This is a genomic window from Streptococcus mitis, from assembly GCF_002005545.1.
GTDB classification, from domain to species: domain Bacteria; phylum Bacillota; class Bacilli; order Lactobacillales; family Streptococcaceae; genus Streptococcus; species Streptococcus mitis_I.
Map to the genome: position 1 here is coordinate 1,580,675 of NZ_LBMT01000001.1, position 25,339 is coordinate 1,606,013.

25 protein-coding genes, 1 tRNA gene and 1 riboswitch are annotated in these 25,339 nt (G+C 40.9%); of the genes, 6 read left to right on the top strand and 20 right to left on the bottom strand.

Translation table 11 applies throughout. The annotated features are described in order from the left end of the window. Positions 1–480, bottom strand: coding sequence for a GNAT family N-acetyltransferase (locus QS39_RS07895; protein WP_033677263.1), 480 nt, complete (start codon positions 478–480; stop codon positions 1–3). Positions 481–484: 4 nt separating this feature from the next. Continuing rightward, positions 485–1,069, bottom strand: a complete 585-nt coding sequence (locus QS39_RS07900) for a thymidine kinase (protein WP_061646072.1) — start codon at positions 1,067–1,069, stop codon at positions 485–487. A gap of 123 nt (positions 1,070–1,192) precedes the next feature. On the opposite strand from QS39_RS07900, the gene QS39_RS07905 reads away from it, so the two are divergent. The 3 genes from QS39_RS07905 to tnpA all read left to right on the top strand — a co-directional run bounded on the left by QS39_RS07905 (position 1,193) and on the right by tnpA (position 3,538). After that, positions 1,193–1,375: a 4-oxalocrotonate tautomerase gene (locus QS39_RS07905; protein ID WP_033677268.1), complete on the top strand. Its 183-nt coding sequence runs from the start codon at positions 1,193–1,195 to the stop codon at positions 1,373–1,375. A gap of 137 nt (positions 1,376–1,512) precedes the next feature. Then, positions 1,513–2,886 carry a tRNA uridine-5-carboxymethylaminomethyl(34) synthesis GTPase MnmE gene (gene mnmE / locus QS39_RS07910; RefSeq protein WP_077805156.1) on the top strand — a complete coding sequence of 458 codons (1,374 nt, stop codon included), beginning with the start codon at positions 1,513–1,515 and terminating at the stop codon, positions 2,884–2,886. Positions 2,887–3,127: 241 nt separating this feature from the next. Next, a complete protein-coding gene (tnpA, locus tag QS39_RS07915; RefSeq protein WP_257617751.1) occupies positions 3,128–3,538 on the top strand; it encodes an IS200/IS605 family transposase in 411 nt (136 codons plus the stop codon). Between the two features lie 149 nt (positions 3,539–3,687). On the opposite strand, the gene dapA is transcribed toward tnpA, so the two are convergent. The 4 genes from dapA to QS39_RS07940 all read right to left on the bottom strand — a co-directional run bounded on the left by dapA (position 3,688) and on the right by QS39_RS07940 (position 7,009). Next, on the bottom strand, positions 3,688–4,623 hold the full coding sequence (dapA, locus tag QS39_RS07920; protein ID WP_000121621.1) for a 4-hydroxy-tetrahydrodipicolinate synthase: 936 nt from the start codon (positions 4,621–4,623) through the stop codon (positions 3,688–3,690). Between the two features lie 55 nt (positions 4,624–4,678). Beyond that, entirely contained in the window at positions 4,679–5,755 is a 1,077-nt protein-coding gene (locus QS39_RS07925) for an aspartate-semialdehyde dehydrogenase (RefSeq protein WP_077805157.1), read from the bottom strand. Positions 5,756–6,327: 572 nt separating this feature from the next. Beyond that, positions 6,328–6,400: transfer RNA gene (locus QS39_RS07935), tRNA-Thr, on the bottom strand. Positions 6,401–6,499: 99 nt separating this feature from the next. Continuing rightward, positions 6,500–7,009 carry a QueT transporter family protein gene (locus tag QS39_RS07940; protein ID WP_000737071.1) on the bottom strand — a complete coding sequence of 170 codons (510 nt, stop codon included), beginning with the start codon at positions 7,007–7,009 and terminating at the stop codon, positions 6,500–6,502. Further along, positions 7,007–7,103, bottom strand: a riboswitch (PreQ1 riboswitch). It overlaps the preceding gene by 3 nt. Positions 7,104–7,131: 28 nt before the next feature. Here QS39_RS07940 and QS39_RS07945 point away from each other — a divergent pair. Continuing rightward, positions 7,132–7,563 carry a GtrA family protein gene (locus QS39_RS07945; RefSeq protein ID WP_077805158.1) on the top strand — a complete coding sequence of 144 codons (432 nt, stop codon included), beginning with the start codon at positions 7,132–7,134 and terminating at the stop codon, positions 7,561–7,563. Between the two features lie 81 nt (positions 7,564–7,644). Further along, entirely contained in the window at positions 7,645–8,022 is a 378-nt protein-coding gene (gene mscL / locus QS39_RS07950) for a large conductance mechanosensitive channel protein MscL (protein ID WP_077805159.1), read from the top strand. Positions 8,023–8,063: 41 nt separating this feature from the next. Here mscL and hemH read toward each other — a convergent pair whose 3' ends face one another. Next, positions 8,064–9,158, bottom strand: a complete 1,095-nt coding sequence (hemH, locus tag QS39_RS07955; protein ID WP_077805160.1) for a ferrochelatase — start codon at positions 9,156–9,158, stop codon at positions 8,064–8,066. A 153-nt stretch (positions 9,159–9,311) separates the two neighbouring features. Between hemH and pepT the strand changes: the two genes are divergently transcribed. Beyond that, positions 9,312–10,535: a peptidase T gene (gene pepT / locus QS39_RS07960; protein WP_077805161.1), complete on the top strand. Its 1,224-nt coding sequence runs from the start codon at positions 9,312–9,314 to the stop codon at positions 10,533–10,535. 140 nt (positions 10,536–10,675) lie between these two features. On the opposite strand, the gene pta is transcribed toward pepT, so the two are convergent. The 13 genes from pta to QS39_RS08020 form a co-directional block, all read right to left on the bottom strand. Then, positions 10,676–11,650, bottom strand: coding sequence for a phosphate acetyltransferase (gene pta, locus QS39_RS07965; protein ID WP_077805162.1), 975 nt, complete (start codon positions 11,648–11,650; stop codon positions 10,676–10,678). Between the two features lie 43 nt (positions 11,651–11,693). Beyond that, on the bottom strand, positions 11,694–12,590 hold the full coding sequence (locus tag QS39_RS07970) for an RluA family pseudouridine synthase (protein ID WP_077805163.1): 897 nt from the start codon (positions 12,588–12,590) through the stop codon (positions 11,694–11,696). Beyond that, positions 12,587–13,405, bottom strand: coding sequence for an NAD kinase (locus tag QS39_RS07975; RefSeq protein WP_000799049.1), 819 nt, complete (start codon positions 13,403–13,405; stop codon positions 12,587–12,589). Before QS39_RS07975 ends, QS39_RS07970 begins: the two co-directional genes overlap by 4 nt. Beyond that, on the bottom strand, positions 13,389–14,060 hold the full coding sequence (yjbM, locus tag QS39_RS07980) for a GTP diphosphokinase (protein WP_000171680.1): 672 nt from the start codon (positions 14,058–14,060) through the stop codon (positions 13,389–13,391). The genes QS39_RS07975 and yjbM overlap by 17 nt, the downstream gene beginning before the upstream one ends. Positions 14,061–14,452: 392 nt before the next feature. After that, the gene (locus QS39_RS11515) at positions 14,453–15,319 is read right to left on the bottom strand and encodes a CHAP domain-containing protein (RefSeq protein ID WP_077805164.1); all 867 of its coding nucleotides are present in this window, start codon (positions 15,317–15,319) and stop codon (positions 14,453–14,455) included. Positions 15,320–15,321: 2 nt separating this feature from the next. Continuing rightward, positions 15,322–15,579, bottom strand: a complete 258-nt coding sequence (locus QS39_RS07990; RefSeq protein ID WP_077805165.1) for a phage holin — start codon at positions 15,577–15,579, stop codon at positions 15,322–15,324. Between the two features lie 2 nt (positions 15,580–15,581). After that, positions 15,582–15,998 (bottom strand): phage holin family protein, encoded by a 417-nt coding sequence (locus tag QS39_RS07995; RefSeq protein ID WP_077805166.1) that lies wholly within the window; start codon positions 15,996–15,998, stop codon positions 15,582–15,584. A gap of 9 nt (positions 15,999–16,007) precedes the next feature. Then, positions 16,008–16,196 (bottom strand): hypothetical protein, encoded by a 189-nt coding sequence (locus QS39_RS11400; protein WP_257617721.1) that lies wholly within the window; start codon positions 16,194–16,196, stop codon positions 16,008–16,010. 89 nt (positions 16,197–16,285) lie between these two features. Continuing rightward, positions 16,286–16,627 carry a hypothetical protein gene (locus QS39_RS11405; RefSeq protein ID WP_257617722.1) on the bottom strand — a complete coding sequence of 114 codons (342 nt, stop codon included), beginning with the start codon at positions 16,625–16,627 and terminating at the stop codon, positions 16,286–16,288. Next, positions 16,627–16,839 (bottom strand): hypothetical protein, encoded by a 213-nt coding sequence (locus QS39_RS08005; RefSeq protein WP_077805167.1) that lies wholly within the window; start codon positions 16,837–16,839, stop codon positions 16,627–16,629. Before QS39_RS08005 ends, QS39_RS11405 begins: the two co-directional genes overlap by 1 nt. After that, entirely contained in the window at positions 16,836–21,017 is a 4,182-nt protein-coding gene (locus QS39_RS08010; RefSeq protein ID WP_077805168.1) for a phage tail spike protein, read from the bottom strand. Before QS39_RS08010 ends, QS39_RS08005 begins: the two co-directional genes overlap by 4 nt. Next, complete coding sequence (locus QS39_RS08015; protein WP_077805169.1) at positions 21,017–21,739, bottom strand: phage tail protein; 723 nt, start codon at positions 21,737–21,739, stop codon at positions 21,017–21,019. The genes QS39_RS08010 and QS39_RS08015 overlap by 1 nt, the downstream gene beginning before the upstream one ends. Next, positions 21,736–25,158, bottom strand: a complete 3,423-nt coding sequence (locus tag QS39_RS08020) for a phage tail tape measure protein (protein ID WP_077805170.1) — start codon at positions 25,156–25,158, stop codon at positions 21,736–21,738. Before QS39_RS08020 ends, QS39_RS08015 begins: the two co-directional genes overlap by 4 nt. Positions 25,159–25,339 lie beyond the last annotated feature (181 nt).

Here is a 25,339-nt window from a genome sequence, read left to right on the forward strand (position 1 = left end):
TTATTTCTCAATTGTTAAATCATAGATTGCTACTACTTCGTTCTCGGATATTTCCCCAGTTTCTTTAAATCCATAACTGAGGTAACAATATCTTGCATGTTCGTTTTCTGGTTCATAAGACAACCAAAGTTTATTGCTTAAACCTGCTGGCGCTGTCCGAACATAGTCTAGTACTTTATCCATAATTGGTTTAAAATATCCTTGATTTTGAAAATTCTTATCAATCATAAAACGAAATAGTAAATAATTTCCACTACTAATTCCGATCTTTTTATCATAAGCTATCATCACAAAACCTATAATTGCATCATTATCATAAACTGCCAATGGAGCTACAAAATCTCCATTTTTAGTGTAGACGTATGCTTCAGCTAAACTAATTGCGTTGGTTGCAATGTATTGTTTTTGATATTCCTTGACATCCAAATTCAAAACATCAAAATAATTTTCCATTGTAACATCTCTTAGTTCAATTGTCATAGTTTTACTCCTTGTTAGAGGTTATCATTGGCGCAAAATAATGTTTACGGCAAACCGAGATATAGGTTTCATTGCCACCAATCTGAATCTGCTCACCATCGTAAACGGGCAGTCCATCCTGTGTTCGCAAAACCATAGTCGCCTTTTTCTTACAATACTGACAGATGGTTTTAATCTCATCGATTTTATCTGCTAAAAGCAAGAGATACTTGGAACCTTCGAACAGTTCATTGCGAAAGTCATTTTTCAAGCCAAAAGCCATGACAGGTATGTCTAACTCATCAACAACACGAGCTAGATCATAAACATGATGGCGCTTAAGAAACTGGGCTTCATCGACCAACACACAGTAAGGCTTTTCTGGTAGGTCTCGGATATAGCCAAAGATATCCGTCGTCTCCTCAATCGCAAGAGCAGGGCGTTTCATACCGATTCGACTCGACACATAGCCAACACCGTCACGCGTATCCAGAGCCGAGGTCATAATCACAACACCTTTTCCTTGCTCCTCATAGTTATAGGCCACCTTGAGAATCTCAATCGTCTTACCTGAGTTCATTGTCCCATAACGATAATACAACTGTGCCATGTTTCTTGCTTCACGTCCATTTCTAAATTTTTGCTACATTCTAGTATATCATAATTTTCTTAAGCTTTAAACGGCAAAATGTGGTAGAATAGAAGAAATCAAAAACTAGTGGAGGAAGCTATTATGCCATTTGTACGCATCGATTTATTTGAAGGACGCACGCTCGAGCAAAAGAAATCTCTTGCTAAGGAAGTAACGGAAGCGGTTGTTCGCAACACTGGAGCACCTCAATCTGCTGTCCATGTCATCATCAACGACATGCCAGAAGGAACTTACTTCCCACAAGGGGAAATGCGCACCAAATAAGCTAGCTTAAGCAGAATTGCTTAGGCTTTTTCAATCTCCAAGTAGCATCCATTGAAGAAATAGTTCAAATTTGTTACAATTTGAAAAGAGACTTGGAAAAATTTCCAAGAAAAGAGCTATTTATTAAAGGAAACATTATGATTACACGTGAATTTGATACCATCGCTGCCATCTCTACTCCACTAGGTGAAGGGGCTATTGGTATTGTCCGCCTGAGCGGAACAGAAAGTTTTGCTATTGCGCAAAAGATTTTTAAAGGAAAAGACTTGAGACAGGTTGTTAGCCACACTCTCAACTACGGTCACATCGTTGACCCTCTAACTGGTAAAGTCATGGACGAGGTCATGGTGGGAGCCATGAAATCTCCAAAAACCTTCACTCGTGAGGATATTATCGAGATTAACACCCACGGTGGGATTGCGGTAACCAATGAAATTCTCCAACTAGCGATCCGTGAAGGAGCTCGGTTGGCAGAACCTGGTGAATTTACCAAACGTGCCTTTTTAAACGGTCGCGTAGATTTGACACAGGCTGAGGCAGTGATGGACATCATCCGTGCAAAGACTGACAAGGCCATGAACATTGCAGTTAAGCAATTAGACGGTTCCCTTTCTGACCTCATTAACAATACCCGTCAAGAAATCCTTAACACACTTGCCCAAGTCGAGGTTAATATCGACTATCCTGAGTATGACGATGTTGAAGAAGCGACTACTGCTGTGGTCCGTGAGAAGACTATGGAGTTTGAGCAATTGCTAACTAATCTCCTTAGGACAGCCCGTCGCGGTAAAATCCTTCGTGAAGGAATTTCCACTGCCATCATCGGACGTCCCAATGTTGGGAAATCAAGCCTCCTCAACAACCTCTTGCGTGAGGACAAGGCTATCGTTACAGATATTGCTGGTACTACTCGAGATGTCATTGAAGAATACGTCAACATCAACGGTGTCCCTCTCAAATTGATTGATACAGCCGGTATCCGTGAAACGGATGACATCGTGGAACAAATAGGTGTTGAGCGTTCGAAAAAAGCCCTCAAGGAAGCTGACTTGGTTCTACTGGTGCTAAATGCCAGTGAACCACTAACCGCCCAAGACCGCCAACTCCTAGAAATCAGTCAGGAGACTAATCGCATTATTCTTCTTAACAAAACTGACCTGCCAGAAGTTATTGAAACCTCTGAACTTCCAGAAGATGTCATTCGCATTTCAGTCCTTAAAAACCAAAACATCGATAAGATAGAAGAGAGAATCAACAACCTCTTCTTTGAAAATGCTGGTTTGGTTGAGCAAGACGCAACCTACCTGTCAAATGCTCGTCACATTTCCCTGATTGAAAAAGCAGTTGAAAGCCTACAAGCTGTTAACCAAGGTCTTGAACTAGGTATGCCAGTTGACTTGCTTCAAGTTGACTTGACTCGTACTTGGGAAATCCTCGGAGAAATCACTGGAGATGCTGCTCCAGATGAACTCATTACCCAACTCTTTAGCCAATTCTGTTTAGGAAAATAAGAAAAATCCATGATCCTTCATTCGGTCATGGATTTTATTATGTGACTATTAGTCCGTCTCGCTCCGTTAGGTGCGAGACAAAAAAACCACCCGCTATGTGGGTGCGCGTCGAAGGTTATACCAAAAAAACTCCGAACGCGATACAATAAAGGTGTTCAAGCCAATTGTAAAGCGAAAGGAGAAAAATATGGCATAAAAGGCTCATAGTTTATCGCACACAAAGTGGCACTGTAAGTATCACATTGTGTTCACCCCTAAGTATAGACGAAAAGTTATCTATAATCAATATCGAAGTAGTTTAGGCGAAATATTTCATCGCTTGTGTAGTTATAAAGGAGTTGAAATTATCGAGGGTCACTTAATGCCAGACCATGTACACATGTTAGTAAGTATTCCACCGAGGATAAGTGTTTCGAGTTTCATGGGTTATTTAAAAGGAAAAAGTGCACTCATGATGTTTGACAAACACGCCAATCTCAAGTATAAGTTTGGGAATCGGCATTTCTGGGCGGAAGGTTATTATGTGAGTACAGTAGGACTTAATGAAGCCACAATTAAGAAATATATTCAAGAACAGGAAAAGCATGATATAGCACTAGATAAATTAAGTGTAAAAGAATATGAGGATCCCTTTAGGGATAGTGGTAAGTAATACTAAAGCCTCTTTGAGAGGCAAGTGACGAGTCAAGAGCAATAAGGCTTGAACAAAGTGAAAGCCAGCGTCTTTAGGCGCTGGCTGGTAATTTGGGCTTATAGCCCTGGTACAAACCACCCGTTTGACGGGTGGTCATGATTGTCTTATTAGTAATCTGGTCTTAAGACACCTGTTACAGTTGCCTTGGTCGCTTCGTAGTCGCCATCTACGACAACCTTGATAATGCGTTTAGCATCTTCTTCTGGTGCTGGAACTAGAGGTAATCGAGTTGGGCCAGCTTCAAATCCCATATAGTTCAAAACTGCCTTAACTGGAGCAGGACTTGGATAAGAGAAGAGGGCATTGACTTTAGGAATGAATTTACGCTGAATAGCTGCAGCTTTCTTCATATCACTTTCTGCAATGGCAGTAAACATCTCGTGCATCTCATCTCCATTTGTATGAGAGGCAACAGAAATAACCCCGTCAGCACCAAGGTTCATGGCATGGAAAGCATCTCCATCCTCACCTGTATAAATCAAGAATTCTTCAGGCTTGTGCTCAATCAAGTAAGCCATATTGGCCAAGCTAGTACATTCTTTGACACCGATAATATTTGGATGATCAGCCAAGCGAAGCATGGTTTCTGGAGTTAATTCGACAACCACACGACCTGGAATGTTATAGATGATAATTGGTAGATCCGAAGCATCTGCAATGGCTTTAAAGTGCTGATACATCCCTTCTTGAGAAGGTTTGTTGTAGTAAGGAACAATAGCAAGCCCAGCTGCGAAACCACCAAATTCTGCTACTTCTTTGACAAACTCGATCGAGTCACGCGTATCATTAGTACCTACACCCGCAATCAAAGGAACGCGTCCATTGACAACCTTTTGTACAGCCGCAAATAGCTCCAACTCTTCATCGTGAGTCAAGGTTGGACTCTCAGCAGTCGTTCCTGCGAGAAGAATACCATCTGTATGATGAGCCAACAAATGCTCAATCAAGGCTGGAATGGCATCAAAGTTAATGGAACCATCCTCATGGAAAGGGGTTATGAAGGCCGTGATAATTTTACACTCTTTTAAATCTTGATAAGACATGAAAACACCTCTCTATTTCAAAGAAGGAGTTCATCTGAACTCCTAAACGATATGACTATTTTAATTCAAATTTCAATTCAACTGTTGGACGAACCAATCCACGTTCGTGAAGAGTTTCTGCAATCTGAACTGAGTTCCAAGCAGCACCTTTGAGCAGGTTGTCTGAAACAACCCACATGTGGATTCCTTTTTCAGCATCCAAGTCTTTACGGATACGACCAACAAAGGTATCACGTGAACCCACTGCATTGATAGCTTGAGGATAAATTTGATGAGCTACATCATCTTCGAGAACAGCACCTGGGAAGGCTGCGATAGCTGCTTTGACTTCTTCGATTGGAGCCACTTCTTTTGTTTCGATATAAACAGACTCAGAGTGAGCTGACAAGACTGGAATGCGCACACATGTTGCAGATACTGCAATGCTATCATCTTCCATAATTTTCTTAGTTTCCTTAGTCATCTTCATCTCTTCGTAAGTATAATCATTGTCAGTGAAGACATCAATTTGTGGAAGAGCATTGAAGGCGATAGGATAATGTTTCTTGTCACCGCCTGAAGGCAAGATTTCCGCATGCAAATCACGTGGAGTTACACCATCATTCAACACTTCACGAAGTTCACGTTGTGTTTCAAGAATCGCTCCCATACCAGCACCTGAGACGGCTTGGTAAGTTGAAACAATGATACGATCCAAGCCCCATTTTTGACGAACGGGTTCAAGGGCTACCATCATTTGAATTGTTGAACAGTTAGGGCAGGCAATGATTCCGTTGTGGGCATCAAGTGCATGAGCATTGACCTCTGGAACAACCAAAGGAACATCTGGATTTTGACGGAAGTAAGATGTATTATCTACTACTACCGCTCCAGCTTTAACTGCGTATGGTGCATACTTAGCTGATGTAGAACCACCTGCTGAAAAGAGAGCAATATCAACTCCTTCAAAAGCTGTTTCAGTCGTTTCTTCAATCGTAATATCTTGGTCTTTAAATTTCAAAGTCTTGCCTGCTGAACGTGCAGAAGCAAGTAAACGAATTTTATCGATTGGAAGTGTTGATTCTTCCAACATTTTTATCATCTGAGCACCGACAGCACCTGTCGCGCCGACTACAGCAACTGTATATCCCATACATAACCTCTTTCGGAATTTTCTAAAAATTTCTATAATAGATGTATTATACTACTTTTTCCATGAATTGCAAAGCTTTTTCATCATTTTTTGGAAAATAAAAATCCCCAGTCGCTAGACCAGGGACTAAGAGGCATCTTCATGTGATGAGCAGGTTCACACAACTCATCAAGGTCCGCTCCTGCGTTATGACCTCCTTATGCTCAATAGTAGTCCGAAGACAACCTATCGACTCATCGCATCTACTATTCTACTAAAGAGAATCACTTTTGTCAACAGACGAAACTCTTTATACTCTTCGAAAATCTCTTCAAACTTCGTCAGAGTCGCTTTACCGTATGTATGGTTACTGACTCTACAACCTCAAAAACATGTTTTGAGCTGACTTCGTCAGTTTTATCTACAACCTCAAAACAGTGTTTTGATCAACCTGCGGCTAGCTTCCTAGTTTGCTCTTTGATTTTCATTGAGTATTAGTTTTATTTACACAGATACATAAGAAATATCTTTGAAAAATTTGAGGCAGACATAACAAAAAACCTTGTAAATAAAGGTTTTTTCTGTCTATTTAATGCTAATTGCCGGGATTGAACCGGCGACCTCATCCTTACCATGGATGCGCTCTGCCAACTGAGCTAAATCAGCTTACTTAAAAAGTATACTACAGTTAGAAAATCTTGTCAAGTTTCCTAAGAAATTTTCCTAAAGAAAAAGCCAGGTAAGAGCTACCTAGCTTATCTTCTTCTATTTGCTTAAATCAATTCGACGACCAATTTTACCAATAATAATCGCTCCAATAATCAATGAGGCAAATTCACCAATTCCTGTTGTAAACCAAGTAAGGAAGAATGGTAATTCTGCTACAATATTTAACTCTGCAGCAATAGTAAACATGGAAATTGAAAAGAGGATTGAAAAGAAGAAATGATCTTTTCGAATCAATCCGTTAAAGAGGTAATCCTTGCTATATTTTGCAAAAAGCCAAACACCTAGACTGAGGAATACTAAGGTTGATCCGCCACCAACAAAGACATCTAGTAGTCCGAAGCTAAAGAAATTAGCAATCATACAACCGATGGTAACTCCGATGATGTACTTAGGATTGTAAAAAGCCATAAAGTTCATCATTTCTGAAATACGAAACTGATAAGCACCATAGCTGATGGCATTTAGGGGCGGTGTGACAGTCAAAACGACATAGATAGCAGCGACGATTGCAATATCTGCAACATCACGAATAGTTAATTTTTTCATCTTTTCTCCTTTGGCGGTTATCCGCGTGTAATATGCTTGGTGAAAGAAGCTAAGCACCAAGGGTTGCTTTATTCAACCTTACTAGTATAGCACAATAGCTTGCTTTATGCTATACTTAAAACATGAAAATTTGTATTCAAAAATTTCTTAACAATGAAATCTTAGCCTATCTCTTTTTTGGCCTTGCAACAACTCTAGTTTCGATTCTCACACGACTAGTCATTTATCAACTAAGTCATCAGGAACTTCTTGCTACGACCTTGGCAAATATTATTGGTATCCTCTTTGCCTTTATCACAAATGATAGGATTGTATTTAAGCAAGCTAGGCAGAATTGGCCAAGACGTTTAGTGAAATTTTCTCTTGCCCGCCTTTCTACCTTTCTATTAGACTTGCTCCTTACTTTTCTGTTTGTAACCCAGTTTCCTAATATTATTGGTCAGTTCGTAAACGGTAATCTTGACAAAATCAATGCAATCGAAACAATACTTGCTCAAATATTGATAATTATTCTTAATTACATTTTAAGCAAGGTCTATGTTTTTAACAAATAAAACTTCTGAGCATCTATCTTGCAAGCTCTTCTCAATTAATATATAATAAATAGTAAAAATTTTTGAAAGGATATTATGAAAATGTTAAAAGATCTTAAAGCATTTTTGCTTCGTGGTAATGTTGTTGACCTTGCTGTCGGTGTTGTCATTGCCTCTGCTTTTGGTGCTATCGTTACTTCACTTGTAAACGACATTATCACTCCTCTTATTTTAAATCCCGCTTTGAAAGCTGCTAAAGTCGAACGTATCGCTCAACTTTCTTGGCATGGAGTCGGCTATGGTAACTTTTTAAGTGCTATTATCAATTTTATCTTTGTGGGTACCGCCCTCTTCTTTATTATCAAGGGTATTGAAAAAGCACAGAAACTGACTGGTATAAAGGAAGAAAAAACTGCCGAAAAAAAACCAACCGAATTGGAAGTCCTTCAAGAAATCAAAGCTCTTCTTGAGAAAAAATAATCGTTTAAAAGGATCTAGCACAAAGCTAAATCCTTTTTTCTTTACTCTTTGGGTAACTTGCCTGCTTTTTCTAGCATCTTCTTGATAAGATAAGGCATCTTGACATTCTCCCGACCTTTTTTCTCAATCAGTTTTTTCACAAATTCAGGCATTTGTAAATCTTGAGATTCGGCCAAAATGTTTTTCGTCTCATCTGAAGGAACTAACTCATCAAAGGTTTCTTCTTCTGGGAGAAATTCCTTAAACTCTTGATCTTCATTGGCTCTGACTGTACTAATCAAGGCATCAATCAAACGAGAATCCGTATTTGGCATTGGTGGTCGATGGTAGTTCACACCCAATTCTTGACACAAGTCATAACATTCCACATCGTTGTCAAACAAGACTTCAATATGCTCACTAATGAAGCTGATAGGAACAAAAATATAATGGTCTGGATGTTCTGTCTGTTCTCTGAGATACTCCAAAACATCTGGTTTAATCCATGGAATCCCGATATCACTCTCACTTTGCCAAGTGTTAGTATATTGCTCTGAACTCAAGCCTAGTTTTTCAGCAACTAACTTGCTATTTTCGAAAATTTGGTCAATATATGGGTCACCAAAATCCAAGGCAAAAATGGGCACACTGTGAGCTGAAAAGATGACTTTAAAGCTATCCTGCTTTACTTCTTCTTTTAAAATTTTACCAATTTCATCTGCCCAATAGTTTAAGAGAGCTTCTTCTTGATACCAGTCCTTAATAACTAAAAATTGAATTTGCTTGCTTTCTAAAAATTTTTCATAGCCCATGACAGAGTAAAAAGAATAATGAGGCTCCAAAATCAAACAAATACATTGCTCGATTCCGTCTGCTTCCATCTGACCAATCACATCTGGGATAAAAGGTCTAGAAAACTTATTAGCAAAATAGACACTATATTCATTTCCTAGCCTAGCTTCTACCAAGGCAACTTCTTCACGAGTAATTCTTTGCAGAGGCGTGCCTCCAATTCGTACATAATTATCATAGAGAGTTTGAATCTCATGGTCTTGAGGTCTCACTCCACGACGAATATTTGTGAAAAAATCAGCTACACCTTCAAAGGTAATCTCTTCTGGCGAACCGAATGTCATCATTAAAATTGCTTTTTTCATAACTGCTTCCTTGTGATGTTTTTATCAAGTTTATTTTATCATTTATCCATTAATAAGTAAACGCCAACATAGCGAATTTCCCGAACTTCTGTCTTTTGTTTTTCTCTTCTTTCTATGATACAATGGAAAAAATGAATTCAAAAGGAGTTTTTTATGACTTATCCAAATCTCTTGGACCGCTTCTTAACCTACGTTAAGGTCAACACGCGCTCTGACGAACACTCTAAGACTACTCCAAGTACGCAGAGTCAGGTTGACTTCGCAACCAATGTTCTTATCCCTGAAATGAAACGTGTTGGACTACAAAACGTCTACTACCTTCCAAATGGTTTTGCGATTGGTACCTTGCCAGCCAATGATCCATCTTTAACACGTAAAATTGGCTTCATCTCCCACATGGATACCGCTGATTTTAATGCCGAAGGAGTCAATCCTCAGGTGATTGAGAACTATGATGGTGGTGTGATTGAACTTGGAAATTCTGGTTTCAAACTCGATCCAGCTGACTTTAAGAGTCTTGAAAAATATCCAGGACAAACGCTCATCACAACCGATGGAACAACCTTGCTAGGTGCTGATGACAAGTCAGGGATTGCTGAAATTATGACTGCTATTGAATATCTAACTGCTCACCCTGAAATCAAACACTGTGAGATTCGTGTTGGTTTTGGTCCAGATGAAGAAATCGGTGTTGGTGCTAATAAATTTGATGCAGAAGATTTTGATGTTGATTTTGCCTACACAGTTGATGGTGGCCCACTAGGTGAACTTCAGTACGAGACCTTCTCAGCAGCTGGTGCTGAATTGCATTTCCAAGGACGCAATGTCCATCCTGGTACTGCCAAAGGTCAGATGGTCAACGCCCTTCAGCTAGCAATTGATTTTCACAATCAACTTCCAGAGAATGACAGACCTGAGTTAACGGATGGCTACCAAGGTTTCTATCATCTTATGGATGTGACAGGTAGTATCGAGGAAGCGCGTGCAAGCTACATCATTCGTGATTTTGAAAAAGAGGCCTTTGAAGCACGTAAAGCAGCTATGCAGTCTATCGCTGATAAGATGAATCAAGAACTTGGTAGCGACCGTGTCACCCTAAACTTGACAGATCAGTACTACAATATGAAAGAAGTCATTGAAAAAGATATGACTCCAATTACCATTGCTAAAGCAGTTATGGAAGATTTGGGGATCACTCCTATTATCGAACCAATCCGTGGAGGGACAGACGGCTCTAAGATTTCCTTTATGGGAATCCCAACCCCTAATATCTTTGCTGGTGGCGAGAATATGCACGGTCGTTTTGAATACGTTAGCCTTCAGACTATGGAACGTGCAGTTGATACAATCATTGGTATCGTAGCCTATAAATACTAAAAATAGACTGGGCAAAAACTCAATTTTAAGAGAAAATGAAGTAAATCTTCCCACAATAAAACGCATAGTATCAGTACATTTCTGTACTGATACTGTGCGTTTTTTGATTATAAATGCGAATTATTTAGTAGCACTTCTCTTTATTGATGAACTGCTTGAGCTGCTGTGATAAGAGTCAACTTGTACACATCATCTGCATTACATCCACGAGAAAGGTCGTTAACTGGTTTGTTCAAACCTTGCAAAACAGGTCCTACAGCTGCAAAGCCACCAAGACGTTCAGCCATCTTGTATCCGATATTTCCTGCCTCGATACCTGGGAAGATGAAGACATTTGCTTGACCAGCTACCGTACTTCCAGGAGCTTTCAGAGCTGCAGTTTCAGGAACAAAGGCTGCATCAAATTGCAGCTCACCATCGATTTCAAGGTCAGGACGCAAGTCGTGAGCAATTTTAGTGGCTTCTACAACCTTATCGACGCTCTCACCAAATCCTGAACCTTTAGTAGAATAGCTCAGCATGGCAATTTTAGGCTCGATGCCAAACATCTTAGCTGTGATTGCTGAGTTGATGGCAATTTCAGCCAAGGCTTCTGCATCAGGATTGATATTGATAGCACAGTCTCCAAATAGGTAACGTTCCGTACCACGAACCATGAGGAAGGCACCTGAAGTACGAGTTACATTTGGACGAGTTTTGATGATTTGAAGAGCTGGACGAACTGTTGAAGCTGTTGAGTGAATAGCTCCAGATACCATTCCATCAACCAAGCCCAAGTAAACCAACATAACACCAAAATAGTTGACATCTTCAACCAAAACCTTGCGTGCATCTTCTTCAGACATTTTGCCCTTGCGACGCTCTACCAAGGCAGTAACCATTTCTTCAAATTGAGGATAATGTTGAGGGTCAATGACTTCATAACCATCCATGATCCCTTCAATTTCAAGATAAATTTTAATTTTTTCAGGATTTCCAAGCAAAACAGGAATCACTTCTGTTTCTTTTACCAAGCGTTTAGTCGCTTGAAGAATACGTGGCTCTTCCCCTTCAGGGAGAACGATACGAGCATTTTTACCAACAAGGTTGGCTTTTAGACTTTCAAAAACTTCCATGAGTTTTCTCCTTTTAGATAATAATTATACTCTGAAACAGTTTTTATAGAGTATTAGTTGATAACTGGGTAATAAGGTTGCTAAAATCATCCGGAAAGGGACTTTCTAACTGCAAGTCTTGCTCTAAAAATGGATGATAAAAGGATAGGTAATGGCAATGCAGGGCCTGACGTTGAATGCCGTCGTCCAGACTACCTCCGTACAAATCATCTCCCAACAAAGGAAAACCAATATGAGAAAAATGGACTCGGATTTGGTGGGTTCGACCAGTATGCAATCGAATGTCGACCAAGTGAATATTTCCATAAGAAGCGACAATCTTGTAAGAAGTATGGGCATACTTTCCACCTTTAGCCACCCGTCTGGTGATAATAGAGTCTTCGTCACGCGCAATCGGAGCAATAATTTCCCCCTCTGACTCCAAGTGACCATCACCTTTAACCAAAGCAAAGTAGCGTTTTTCAATGGACTTCTTCTGCAACTGCTTGTCTAATCGTGCATGGGCATAGCCATGCTTGGCAAAAAGCATCAAGCCAGAAGTATCTCTATCAAGCCTGGTTACAATGTGAACCTGCTGATTTTCGTAATTTTGCTTGACGTAGTAACCCTTGATAAAATTGGCAATGGTATTAGAGTGATTGACACTAGGAATAGAAGCCACTCCATAGGGTTTGTTTAAAACTAGAAAATGATCATCCTCATAGAGAATGTCTAATGGTCTCTCGATAGCTTCTAGAGTTTCAAAGCCTTCCTCAGCGGGAATATCAATGGTAACGCGGTCCCCAATATCCAATAGATAGGTTGCATTTTGCGGTTGGTCATTGACCAGAATAGCCCCACCTCGAAACTTAATCTTGGCTAGAAGTCCCTTAGAAACCTCGTGCTTTTTTAAGAAGGTCTTAACCTTGACATGTTCATCTGCGATAAATTCAAACCTCATTCATCCACCTCGCCGATAAAGGCATCCTTAACGCGGTTCCAGAAACTGGTATGGCTAGGAGTCGCGACAAAGTGAATCTTATGATGATCAATTTGATACTCGATTCGCTCGATACTACGAAAAGAATAGACACTATTGTCAACCGAAATGGTGTGGTAATCATTTCTTGTTGGAATGAGTTCAATCTTATCCTTCTTAGGCACAATAATAGAAGAGCCCAGCGTTCGATAGACACGATTATTAAGGCTGGCAATCTCCGTTAATTGCAAAGCTTCAATGGTAGGGTGTAAAACAGCACCGCCAAGAGACTTGTTATAGGCAGTACTACCAGTCGGTGTCGAAACTGTTAGCCCGTCTCCACGAAAACGCTCAAAGGGAACACCATTGATGACAATATCTGCCACCATGGTTCGATCGGATCTGCGAATGCTGGCTTCGTTGAGGGCACGAAAAATCTTGACCTCTCCATTTCCAAGAAAAACCTTCACATTTAGAACAGGGTAAGAAACCCTTGCTCCGGTATCCAGCTGCAAATTGGTCATTAACTTATCCAACTCAAAATCACGATAATCGGTATAAAAGCCCAGATGTCCTGTATGAAGACCGATAAAGCGTACCTTATCAAGTTGGTCTTCGTACTTATGAAAGGCCGACAAGAGCATGCCATCTCCACCAATGGAAATGACAATGTCCGGACTGCTATCATTGAGTATAAACTGATTTCTCTTCAAACGATCTCGCAATTCATATAAAACCCTTTGGCTCTGCGGTTTTCTATTGGCTATCAGGTCAATTCGTTTACCTGTATTCTTCATCTGTATCGTCACTGTTTCCTACACCGTCATTTAATTTTCTACTCAAGGGATCAAAAAGGGCCTGGGCTTCTTGGATATCATCTCGAATTTTACCCATTTCTTCATCCAACTGATGGGCAATCTTGGCTGTAATTTCCAGTCGCTTCTTAATCTCCTCTGGGAAATCCCCTTGGTACTTGTAGTTGAGAGAATGTTCTATTGTTGCCCAGAAATTCATGGCCAAAGTACGAATCTGAATTTCTGCCAAAATAGTCTTGGCTCCATTGATGGTGTCAACCATATATTCTACTACCACATGATAGGAACGGTAGCCTGAGGCTTTTCGATGAGTAATGTAATCTCGTTCCTGTATGATCCGCATGTCCTGACGCTTGTGTAAAATTTCCACTACTTCCTTGACGTCATCTACAAACTGAACCATCACACGCAAACCAGCAATATCCTGCAAATCGTGTTCCAAGGTTGCATAAGTAATGCCACGACGAGCCATTTTTTCCTTGATACTTTCAATCGGCTTGACTCTACCCGTCACAAACTCAATCGGAGAATGCTTATTTTGCTTACGATATTGCTTCCGAATACCACGTAGTTTAATCTTTAACTCACCAACAGCTTGAATGTAAGGATCTAGAAATTCTTCCCATTCTAAGGTCATATATTCTCCCTTGTTCTCATACTATCCTTCAAAAATATCTTTGATTTTTTCTCCAGATTCATATACAATAAATACAATGCTATTATATCATAAGTGAAAAACGTTTACAAATACTTATCGTTACTTGTCAATAGTTGAGTTTTTGGCTTATTTTTCTTTTAAATCATTTCCATTGATTGCCATCGTTTTTTTAAATCGTATTCATCTTCGTATTCATTTTCATAATCATCTTTGCCCGTATAGTTGAGAAGGTTGCAATTTATTTCTAATAGTTTACAAAAGGATCAGTGAGTAATTTCACTGTTTTTATTTTTGTCAAACAAAAAACCGCAAGCTTAAGCCTGCGGTGAAAGAACAATTTAGAAAGTTTCCTTTCTATTTATTTTTTTAAATTATTTAGTCGTAATCAAGCCTTCCGGCTCTACTGTGAACTCTGGCTTATCTGCCATCGTTCCGTCTGGTTTGATGTAGTACCAGCCTGTTCCGTCTGCTGACTGGATAAAGGCATTTGATACCATGTTCCCGTTCTTACGGTCTAGGTAGTACCAAGTCAGCTTATGCTTAATCCAACCAGTTACCATCTTACCGTCTTCATCAAAGTAATACCAAGCGTTATTGATACGAGCCCAGCCGGTGGCCATAGAGCCTGAATCCGTGAACCAGTACCAAGCGTCCTTGTAGTTCAACCAGGTACTACACTTCATGAAGCCTTTTTCATCGAAATAGTACCAAACATCGTTGATTTTCTCCCATTTGTTAGTTGGGTATGAACCGTCTTCACGAACCCACCACCAGCCATATTGGTTCTGTTGCCAGCCAGTTTCAACCTCTTCAGGCGGTACGATATACCCAACGATTTCACTTACAGAGCGCTCGTTGTAGCGACAAGGCCCACCTACTTCTAAGTAGTCCCAGTTGCCATCAATATTCTGCTCAATCGTCTTGATAGTATCTCCGTCTGAGTCCTCATAGACAAGCCCTGTATGTCCATAGTTGACACCGTCGCCAGCTACATAGCTTTTCACGAAGAACCAACCAGCCTTTGGATAGTCAGCGTCATACACGACTTTCAAGCCTTGTGAACGCGCTGACTCAAGCAAGTCGTAAGCATTGCCCCAGAGGGTCACACCATACCAATGACGAAGCCCGTAACAAGGCACGTCGGCACACTGGAAGCCATAAGCTCCGTCGTTGTCCACTCCATCGCCAGAATTGGCCTTGTCGATGAAGAATTGAATCATTTCTTGTTTTTTAGACATACTTACTCCTCACTTGGTTTCTTGTATTCTAGCGCTCGTGTGCTGTCTGTGATTCCGCTTGTGGTTGGGTCGTTGACCAGACCGATTGCAGTTAAGAACACGAATATCGCATTGACAAGCAGAATCAGCTTATTGCCGATATCACCCAAATCCAGATGATATCCAAAGACTGCTGCACCAGCTTGCAAGAGAAGTAAGAAGGCTGGGATAGCAGACAGGTAAAAGGTTTTATTTTTTAGTCGTAGTTTCCAATTAATCATGTTCATTCTCCTTTGTTTTTATCTTCGTCTTTCTCAAGCAATCGTTGGAATGCTTTCAAGATTGGCTGAAAAAGAGTGACATTTCCTTTTAATTTGCGATAATTCTCAATGAGTGATTGAAAAGTAAATGCGATGTACCCGAGATAGATCGAGTACAAGAATGCGAAGCCTGTCTTCTCAGGCAAGAGTACAGACATCGGGATGAGGATCATCAGTAAAAGGACCCCTAGAATTTTGCGAAGGAGTCCATTAATACCGATTTTGCTCTTATACTCGATGTCAGGATTTGCGATAGCAGCAATTGTCCCTGTTACAAAATCAATGATTTCCATTGAGACAATCAATGCCAGAGCGTACAAGACCAGACCATCTTCAGTCTGGACGACGCTTCGGAAAAAATTGAAAAATTCAATTTGCATACACACCTCCTATTCTTTAGGTTCGTACTTCCATGCTGCGCCTGTTCCGTCCATTTCAAGACGACCGTTTCGGGCAAAGTCGCTGACTGGTTCACCGTTATAAGTAAATTCCTTGTTCAACTGAATCAAGATACGCTTGCCTTCACCGTCCATCTCAACATGCGTGGGGTCTTCAATGGTAATCAAGTCATGTGCCATGTAGCGTTTACCAACTTCTGCAAGTGGAATTAACTCAACTAATTCCTTGTAGTTGGTCCCATAGGCGATTGTCTTGCCTGCTACGGCATTTAAAACGACCGCATGGAGATTTTCCCATAACGGTCGGTTTCAGCTTTATTATGCTTAACTTCTTCATCTGTGGCCGTCTGTTTCGCTTCGGTCTGAGCCAATTTCTGCTCTGCTTCTTGAAGTTTAGCCTGCGCTTGTACGATTGCGCTCGTTGGATCAAGCTCTGTGCGGATATGGTCCAGCACCGCTTGAATCAAAGTCGCTTCATTGTCCTGTGTATGGTCGCCGTGAAGTTCTACTTGCTCGTAAGAATAGCGTCCGTTGTTTTCCATCTTGATTGCGACTACTGTTGTGTTTTCTGCACCTTTCAAATAAGGTTTAATTGCTACTTCGTAATTCATTAGTTATTTCCTTTCATTTTTGCTTGTGTTTCTTCAAACAACTCTTTTAGAGCTGGGTCATGTTCTAGAACCTCTTTCATCGTGTGCAATTCGCTTGCTGCATACAAATAAAGAGCTTCATTCTTAGCTGATTCTTGCTCGCTGACTGCTAGCTTTTTAGTCAGCGAATCAAGTGTTAACTGATTTACTACTGCGTCCATGTTGTTATTCATGCTATTGTTTTCTCCATTTTTTCTATTTTTTGATTTAATTCTTGAATGGCCTTGATTAAGTAAGGTACCAGTGCAAATGTGTTATATGTGTAAATCCCATCTGGACCCTCACGAAAAGCGTCTGGAGCGTACTTCTGCACATCTTGAGCCATGATACCGCATGAGATATCCTCTACCTCATTATTAAATTCTTTTCGGTAACTATACGTTTTCAAACGATTAATAATATCAATCCCTGAAACATTACTCTCTTGAATGTTTGATTTCAGTCTGCGGTCAGAAGTATCGTTCCAAGCTGGGAACCAATCTCTGGCACCACTGGCTTTTTCCAGATAAAAATAATCTTTACTGCTTCGTCCAATCTTCTCGTATTCACCAGAATAAATCCAAACACCACCATCATAATGAATTCTTCCTGTAACTTTTAAGTCGCCGTGAATAATTGGTGTTTTCCAAAATTCAGCAGTGTTATAACAATACATCTTGCCATTATTTTTTACGAACCATGCATAGTATCCAGGTTCGTTCCAATTGTTTCCCCAATTGACCCATAGCGCAGTGCGTCCATCTCCACCTGTACCATCACCCATTCCAACCGAGAAATGATTGCGACCAGTTATCCAACGCCCATAACCTGAATCATGCGTCCCGAGCTGGAATCCACCAATCCAACCTTTATAACCTTCTAAAACAGTTGAGCTAGAAATGACTGATTCGATTTTTGTCGCAAAGATGCGTTTAGATGTAAGTTGGTCAATAAATGCTTCATTTGCAGTGATTTTTCTAATAAGCGCATTATCAACTTTCAACTTCTCAGCCGTGACCGCTTCAGCGTCTAATATCGTAGTCGTGACCGAACCTGCTTCAAAATTGGCCGTTTTCAGCTTATCCACCATGGCTGACTTGATAACTGCTTTATCAATCAAGGTCTCGCCAGTTATGTGGGTCAATTTACCGTCAAGTCGATTATGACCATTAACGCCCAGGTTTAACCCAGAAATTAAATCACCTGCACTGTTGATGTTCTGAACCGCCCACGAACCAGCTAGTTGATTTTGAACTGTACGAACAGCTTCGTCAGTGTCTTCAGGGGCTAGAGTGAATGGTGTCGCATTGCTTCCAGTTTCAAGTTTTATCTCTGAAATGTAAAGGTTTATTGATTTCCCAGGATTTCCATAAAACATTAAATTGATTTCATCGATGTCAACTGGTAACTCATAATTAAAATTAAGTTTTTTATAAGCGGATGCAGTTATTTCACTATTTGGAATCTCCCTCCATGCCTGCGATTTTATTGCACCATCTTTCCTATAATGTAACCCGATGTCAAGGCCAGAGAAAGTGCTAAGTCCATCTTTTGAAACCAAAAAAGAAAGAGTGATTTTATCGGATTTTTTTAGTTCAATTTTGAATGTCTGTTGCAATCCAAAATAACGAGCATTTATAGATGTTCCATAAATATGCACGCCCGATTTATTTCGATTTTGTGATGAATGTTCATAGTTGAAATTCAAGCCTGAAACGTTCGTTTCTCTCCAATTTTTAGAACCACCCCTAAAATCGGCATTCTTCACATAATTTCGGCTATCTCCGACATTTTTAGCCACCTCAACCTGAAACAGCTGGCTTGTCATAGCCATGCGAGCAACCTTATTCGAAATGTCATTCTCGGTACTACCGATAATACGTTCGTATAGCTGACTAGTTTCCTTGACTTTTTGGAAATCAGTTTGGCTAGCCTTACCAGCAATCAATGAAGTAATATCTGCAAATCTGCCATCTACTGCCGTTTTATAGTTAGCAATCTGAGTGGCAATCGAACCATTTTGTGGATTCGTGATAGCTTCGAATTTGTTCTCAATAGCTCTTACAGTTTCCTGATAAGTCGCTTTACCTACATAGTCCTTCGCAACTAGCTCACGTACAGCCGTCGCTTGTCTCGCGCTCTCCTCACGAGTATAACGCTGTAAAGCTTCCTGTCGCTGGCCGTCTTGGCTGACATAGGTTTCAACCGTCGCCAATTTAGAAGATAGACCTTCAGCCGTCTTCTCAAAAGTAGACTTAGCAGCTATAAGGTCCGTCTTACCATCCTCTGGAGCAGGCCCTGCATCTATACGAGTAGAGCTTCTAGTCAATTCGACTTTACGAAATGCTACATGGCCAATCTCGTTATAACCAAGAATAATTCGCCAGAAGTCAAAATTATCAGGCTTGGTCAATGCTGGTATAGTGACTTGATAAGTCTGCCAGCTAGACGTGAGGTTGAAATTGCCATACATGATTTCAGGATTGCTAGGTGCTGTTCGATTAGCTCTTAAAGAGACCCAAACGCTTGGATTTCCAGAGTGACACATAGCTTGAAACGAAAGTGTGTAAGTCTCGCCGAGTTCCAACTCAAGAAGAGCTGTCGAACTTTTACCTGAAGCTATACTTCCTTCTTTTGAATAGATTTGCATCTGCTTCCAAGTCTTCGTAGTTCCTTTTACATTATATTCGCCGTTTGAGATAGTCCAATCTTGTGGACTGTTATCCCCTTGACTATAATTCCAAAGACCTCTTGAAAAGTCGTAGTCTTCAGCATAGTTGCGACTACCGACCTTCATCTTAGCGAAGGTTTGAGTCAACCCATCGATACCCTGAGCGACCTCTGATTTCGTCGCAAATCCCTTCATCTGGCCAGTCATTCGACTAAGGGCCTCTGTGGTCGTTCTGCGATATTCTGAAGCTTGATTGACTTCACTTGTGACCGTCTGTTTCAGAGCATCCAAATCACCCGATAGAGCCGTCTGAGCGCTCGTAGCCTGCGACTTGAACGCTTCAAGTCTAGCAATCGAATCTAGACCAATCTGCTTGGCTTCCTGAGCTAGAGAACTACTTGCCCCAGCTTTTTTCAATGCTTCCTCGGCTTTGCGCCTAGCTTCTTGAATCGAAGCATTGTCAAAACTGTCAAAACGCTGATCGATAGTGTCAGACAGTTCTTGCTTCACTTCCTCAGCCTTGGCCTTGGCAATTTCGATAGCATCGTCAATCGCTTTTTTACGTTTTTCAAACTCGGCATCAAACGCACGGTCAGCGTTGGCAATCGCACGCTCCAGCATAATATCAAATTGTGTTTCTTGCTTGTCCAAGATTGCGTTTGCTACTGCTGATACTCCGCCACCATTCCCTCCTGATTTCACTTTGTCATCAAAGGTAATGGTTAGATAGGCTCCCTGTCCATTGTTTGCTAAACAGTCATATTCATAGGCAATTGCTTTCTTATAAATGTCCACATTGTGCTTATAACTTTTCAGGTTGACTGTATCTCCCATGTGAACAGTTTGCCCATCAAGTTCATAGGCTTCAATCTTGATGGCATCTGTAGCCTTATCTATGTGTTCGTTAGTGAATTTAGCACTAGCCCACTTTGTCAACTCCTCAACGGTTTGAATGTTGTTATTTGTATAACTTCTTTCGTTGATGTAAGGGTAAGTGCCAATCAATGGGCTATCAACCGTTATGGCAATTGTTGTGTCTTCCTTAGCTCCCTCTGCCTTAAATGTAGACTTAGCATGGATCCGAGTAACAACATTTTGTGAGTTTTTGGTTCGTTGATAGGATTTAAGGTTTTTGTGAGTAGAGATGATAACACCTCTGTCCTCTCCTCGATTTCGCTTGATTGAAATAGCGAAATTATCCCGAACCAACTCTCCTTCCCACGTTCCCACGATTGAGTGAGCGCCATCCATCAACACGCTGTAGAGTGTTTCTACTTCTTTTGTGTTGATGGTTCTCCTGTCTGTGATATCACTGGTAAATGAAAAATCATTGATAGGAGACTTAGCAACCTGTACCAATTGAGAAAGAGCCTGCCAACAACTCTGCTTGTTGACAGATAGAGGGTTGATAGACCGCTGCATGACGTCATCAGTGATGTGGTAAGCAGTGATTTCTAAATGATCATCATTCTCTACTGGTTTCTTGATACGGAACAACTGAGGGCCAATCACAGGAGCTGGAGCCTTTATCAACATATCTTCACGGAAAAGTTGATAAATCTCAGAGTCAGTAATAGGGTAGCGAAGAGTGAGGGTAAAATCCCCGTTCATTTGCTCTTTGATGATAGCTGAGGTCGCTTCATGCAGTGGAATACCGTTCCATTTAACGTTACGAGTATCACTTTCAAGCAAATATAGCATTATGCCCACCCCCAAACTGTCTCAATCGTCATGGAACTGATACCAGCACCTAAGACAATCCCAACATCTTGTTTTTTGATTGGGTCAATCGTGATAAAATCCCCTGTCCACTTAATTCTAGAACCTGTTCCGTCCAAGAAACTAGGGTTGTTAGGGTTATTTACCATGATAGCTCTTCCAGACAGTCTTTCTAAGCGGATAACCTGTCTGTCCACTGTGAAACTAACCTCAGTCGTACTTTGACCAGTTAAGGTAATTGTCGGAAAAGCCAAAGCAGAGCCTTTGGTTCTTAAAGTGCCACTTCTTGAAAAGGTCTGATTGTCCGTGACTTTGAAAAATTTTGTAGGGTGACACTCAAATGTGACTTTGAGCGCATAGTACCCTGTACGATTTCTAGTAGTCTCGGAAATCTTTACCTTGTAACACCACATCTTAGTGGTCTTGACACGTTCGCTTTCAAGCCAAAAGTTTTCCCTAGCAAAAAGAGCCAGAAAACGGTTCAAGTCCTCCTCTTTTGGCTTGACTAAGTGAAGCGTGTAGGATTTCTCAACCATCCCTCTATGATGATTGGTTTGTAGGATGGCTCCACTAATCCCGTCATGCTCCCATAGTTTTGTCTTACTATTAGCAATTACGATGGATGGCGCTTCCTCTACAATGACATCAAAAGGAAAAGAGGAGGTTGCTACACCATCAATCACCAATTCATTATGTTTAATCATGCGATTCCTCCTCTAAGTTGTGTTTTCCGTTGCAGTTCGTCCGCAATCTTTTGAGCGACAACGTCAGCAATGCGATTGATATCCATCTCTTCACTGATGTTGTTTCCGCTAATACTGACATTGATAACAGGAGACAGACCTCCCATTGTTTGAGCGATTCCACGACCGATAGCTCCCAAGGTTCTTTCGTTCAGTGGTAAGACAGCTTCGTTTCCAGCCTCTCCACCAACCATCAGGCTATTTCCGTTTGAACCGAAAACAGTCGGCTTGGTCAAGATACCGCCCTTGGCATACCATTCTACGCCAATGCTTGGCAACCCGTTACTCAACCAGTCAACTGGATTAAGAGAACCGCTAATACTAAAGTGTGGTAGAGGGATATGAGGCCATCTAAATTCAAAGTTAAAGAATCCCTTAATAGCTTCAATTGCACTACCAACTAAATCCTTAGCCCCGTTAATAGCATTGCCGATTGTATCTTTAATGCCATTCCAGACACTACTTGCGGTTGACTTGATACCATTCCAGATGTTGCTAATCGTATCTCTGATACCGTTAAAGACACTTGAGACTGAGCTTGAAATACCATCAAATATTCCTGAAAGAGTGGACTTGATGCCGTTCCAAACAGTTGAAGCAACCGTTGAGATAGTGTTCCAGATGTTAGACAATACCTGCGCTATGCCATTAAAGATAGTCCCGATAACACTTGCAATCCCATTCCAGATTGTTTCTCCAACACTCTTGATGGTTTCCCAAGCGCCTGACCAGTCACCAGTAAGGATCTGCATCACTGCCTTGATAATACCCAAAACAACGTTGATAGCTGTTTCAACTACCGTTTTAATCACTTCCCAAACTGTAGACGTAATAATCTGAATGGTGTTCCATCCTCCTTCTATAAGTGGACCTAGAACAGTCATAGCAGCGCTAATGATAGCGGAAATGCCAGTCCAGACTGCGTCCGTAATAGAACGGATTAGCTCTTGGTTTTCAGTCCACCATGTTACAGCGGTGCCAAAAATACTCATGATGAAGTTTGAAATTTCACCTACAACAGTATTGATGACAGATGAAATAGCCTCCCACACAGCTGTGACAGCGTTGCGGAATCCTTCATTCGTTTCCCATAAGTATTTTAAAATGACAACGACCGCTGCCACTGCTGCCGCTATTGCGGCTGCTGTCCCAATGATTGGTAATGCGGTAATTATCATTTCTCCAATAGATATTTTTAAAAGCTCCGCAAGGGCTTGCAGGGATAAGAATATCGGTGCTAAAACCCCTACAGCGGTAACAACTGTCCCTAGAATGACAACAAATTCTTTAATCGGACCAGGTAACCCACTGAACAATTCAGCCACTTGTTTGACAATATTTCCCAGCATTTCAAATACTGGTGCCAATACTTCAGCAATTGAAGCACCGAGTTCAGACATAGCCAAAGTAACTGAATTTTGAGCCGTCTGGAATTTATCGATTGGGTCCAAGGTAGCTTCATAGGTGTTTGAAACTAAACCAGCAGATTCTTGAGCTGTTTTCCCTAAATCTTCAAAACTTAACGCTCCACGTTTGATAGCATCAACCATTTGTGGCGCTTTTTTAGCTCCAAAAATCTCCATAGCAATACTTAACGCTTCTGTCTCGCTCTGGCTATTTTTGATGGAGTCTATTGTTTCTTTGAGACCCTCGTTCATGCTCTTGCCTTGTTTGGCATACACTCCTGCTGCTTTCGTCAAGCCTGATAAAGCAGCAGACGAATCGACACCATGTTGCTCTAACTGACCAACAAGTGTAACAGCTTCTTCAAAACTAAGTCCCAACAATTTGATTTGAGGAGCACCATCTGTTGCTTTCTTCATCAAGTCATCGACTGAAACACCTGTAGCCTGAGCAACGAACGTAGTTGAATCTAAAACTTTTGATAAATCATCAACAGTCATTCCGTACGCTTCTAATGCCTGTTTCGACTGAATAGTCGAATTTGTGACATCAGAACCGTTAATTTCCGAGAATTTGATAATATCCTCTGAGGCACCCTTGAGTGCTTCGCCTGTAAGTTGAAATTGAGTGTTAACTTCTCCAACCGCATTCCCTACTGTTGAGAAATCTGTTGGTAACGATGTAGCGATTTCGTTTGCAACATCCTGCATACCTTGCAGAGCTTCTCCTCCAGCGCCTGTTTTAGTAACAATGATGTCCATCCCTTCGTCTACTTGACGAAAGGCTTCCAGAGCACTTTTCCCAAAGTCAACTAGTTTTTGACTAATATCAGATAGCTTCTCAGAAAATTGGTTTAGTAACTCAGCCTTTAAGAGGCTGTTAGTCTCGCTGAGGCTATCTCCAGCTTGTTTCCCACTGCTGGCTAATTTTTCCATTTCCTGACCAAGATTAGCGTAAGCAGTCTTAGCTTGATTCAGCTCCGCTTCCATCTTGTTAGCTTCGGCTGAATTTTCACCATATTCTTTTTTAGTGATTTCTAATTGCTTCTCAAGGTTTTCGATTTGGCGAGCGACGATTTCAGATTGTGCACCAATCTTCTTTTCGGCTAATGCTAACTTGTCTGCTTCGCTAGAGTTGGCACCCATCTGGCTTTCTTGTAGCTTAAACGAACTAACGACTTTTTCAGATTCGCTGGCAAGTAGTTTTTGCTCATTCTGCAATTCTTTCAGTTGGGTTTGATTGCTATTAGCTGTACTACCAAGTTTTCCTAGTTCCTGATTAAGATTAGCGTAAGCGGTCTTAGCTTGATTCAGCTCCGCTTCCATCTTGTTAGCTTCGGCTGAGTTTTCACCATATTCTTTTTTAGTGATTTCTAACTGCTTCTCAAGGTTTTCGATTTGGCGAGCTACAATTTCAGACTGTTCACCAATCTTCTTTTCGGCTAATGCTAACTTGTCTGCTTCGCTAGAGTTGGCACCCATCTGGCTTTCTTGTAGCTTAAACGAACTAACGACTTTTTCAGATTCGCTGGCAAGTAGTTTTTGCTCATTCTGCAATTCTTTCAGTTGGGTTTGGTTGTTTTTTGTTGCATCGCCATTCCCTTCAAGAGTTTTAGTGACACTAGCTAGCTTTCCCTCATATCCTTTTAGGACATTTTGAGTCACTTCTACTTCACGCTGGAAAGCACGATACTGTTCGGGACCAATATTCCCCTTTTTAAATTCCTCGTCTACTTTGGATTGTGCTTGTCTTAAAGCCTCTAGTTTGTCTCTGGTTATACCTACCTGTTTCTCTAAGACTTCTTGTTTTTGGGTTAGTAAAGTAACGTTACCAGTATCAAACTTTAAAGCCTTATCGATTTGTTTTAGTTCATTTGTAGCATTTACAGACTCTTTGTTTATACCCTTTAACGCTGTTTGTAAGGGCTGGGTATCGCCATCAATTTCAATTTTTATCCCTTTGATATTTCCTGCCATATTTCCTCCTTTCCTTAAAAATAAGGAGCGCTGAGAGGATTTCTATGACCAGAACACTAGCCAACTAAAGGAACTTGTCCTCACAACTCTCTCAGCACTCACTTTTTTCTCTAAAATGCATCAAAATCAGCTTGGGTGGCCTTCCGACTACCCGTTTTATTTTCGCTACGCAAATTGACAT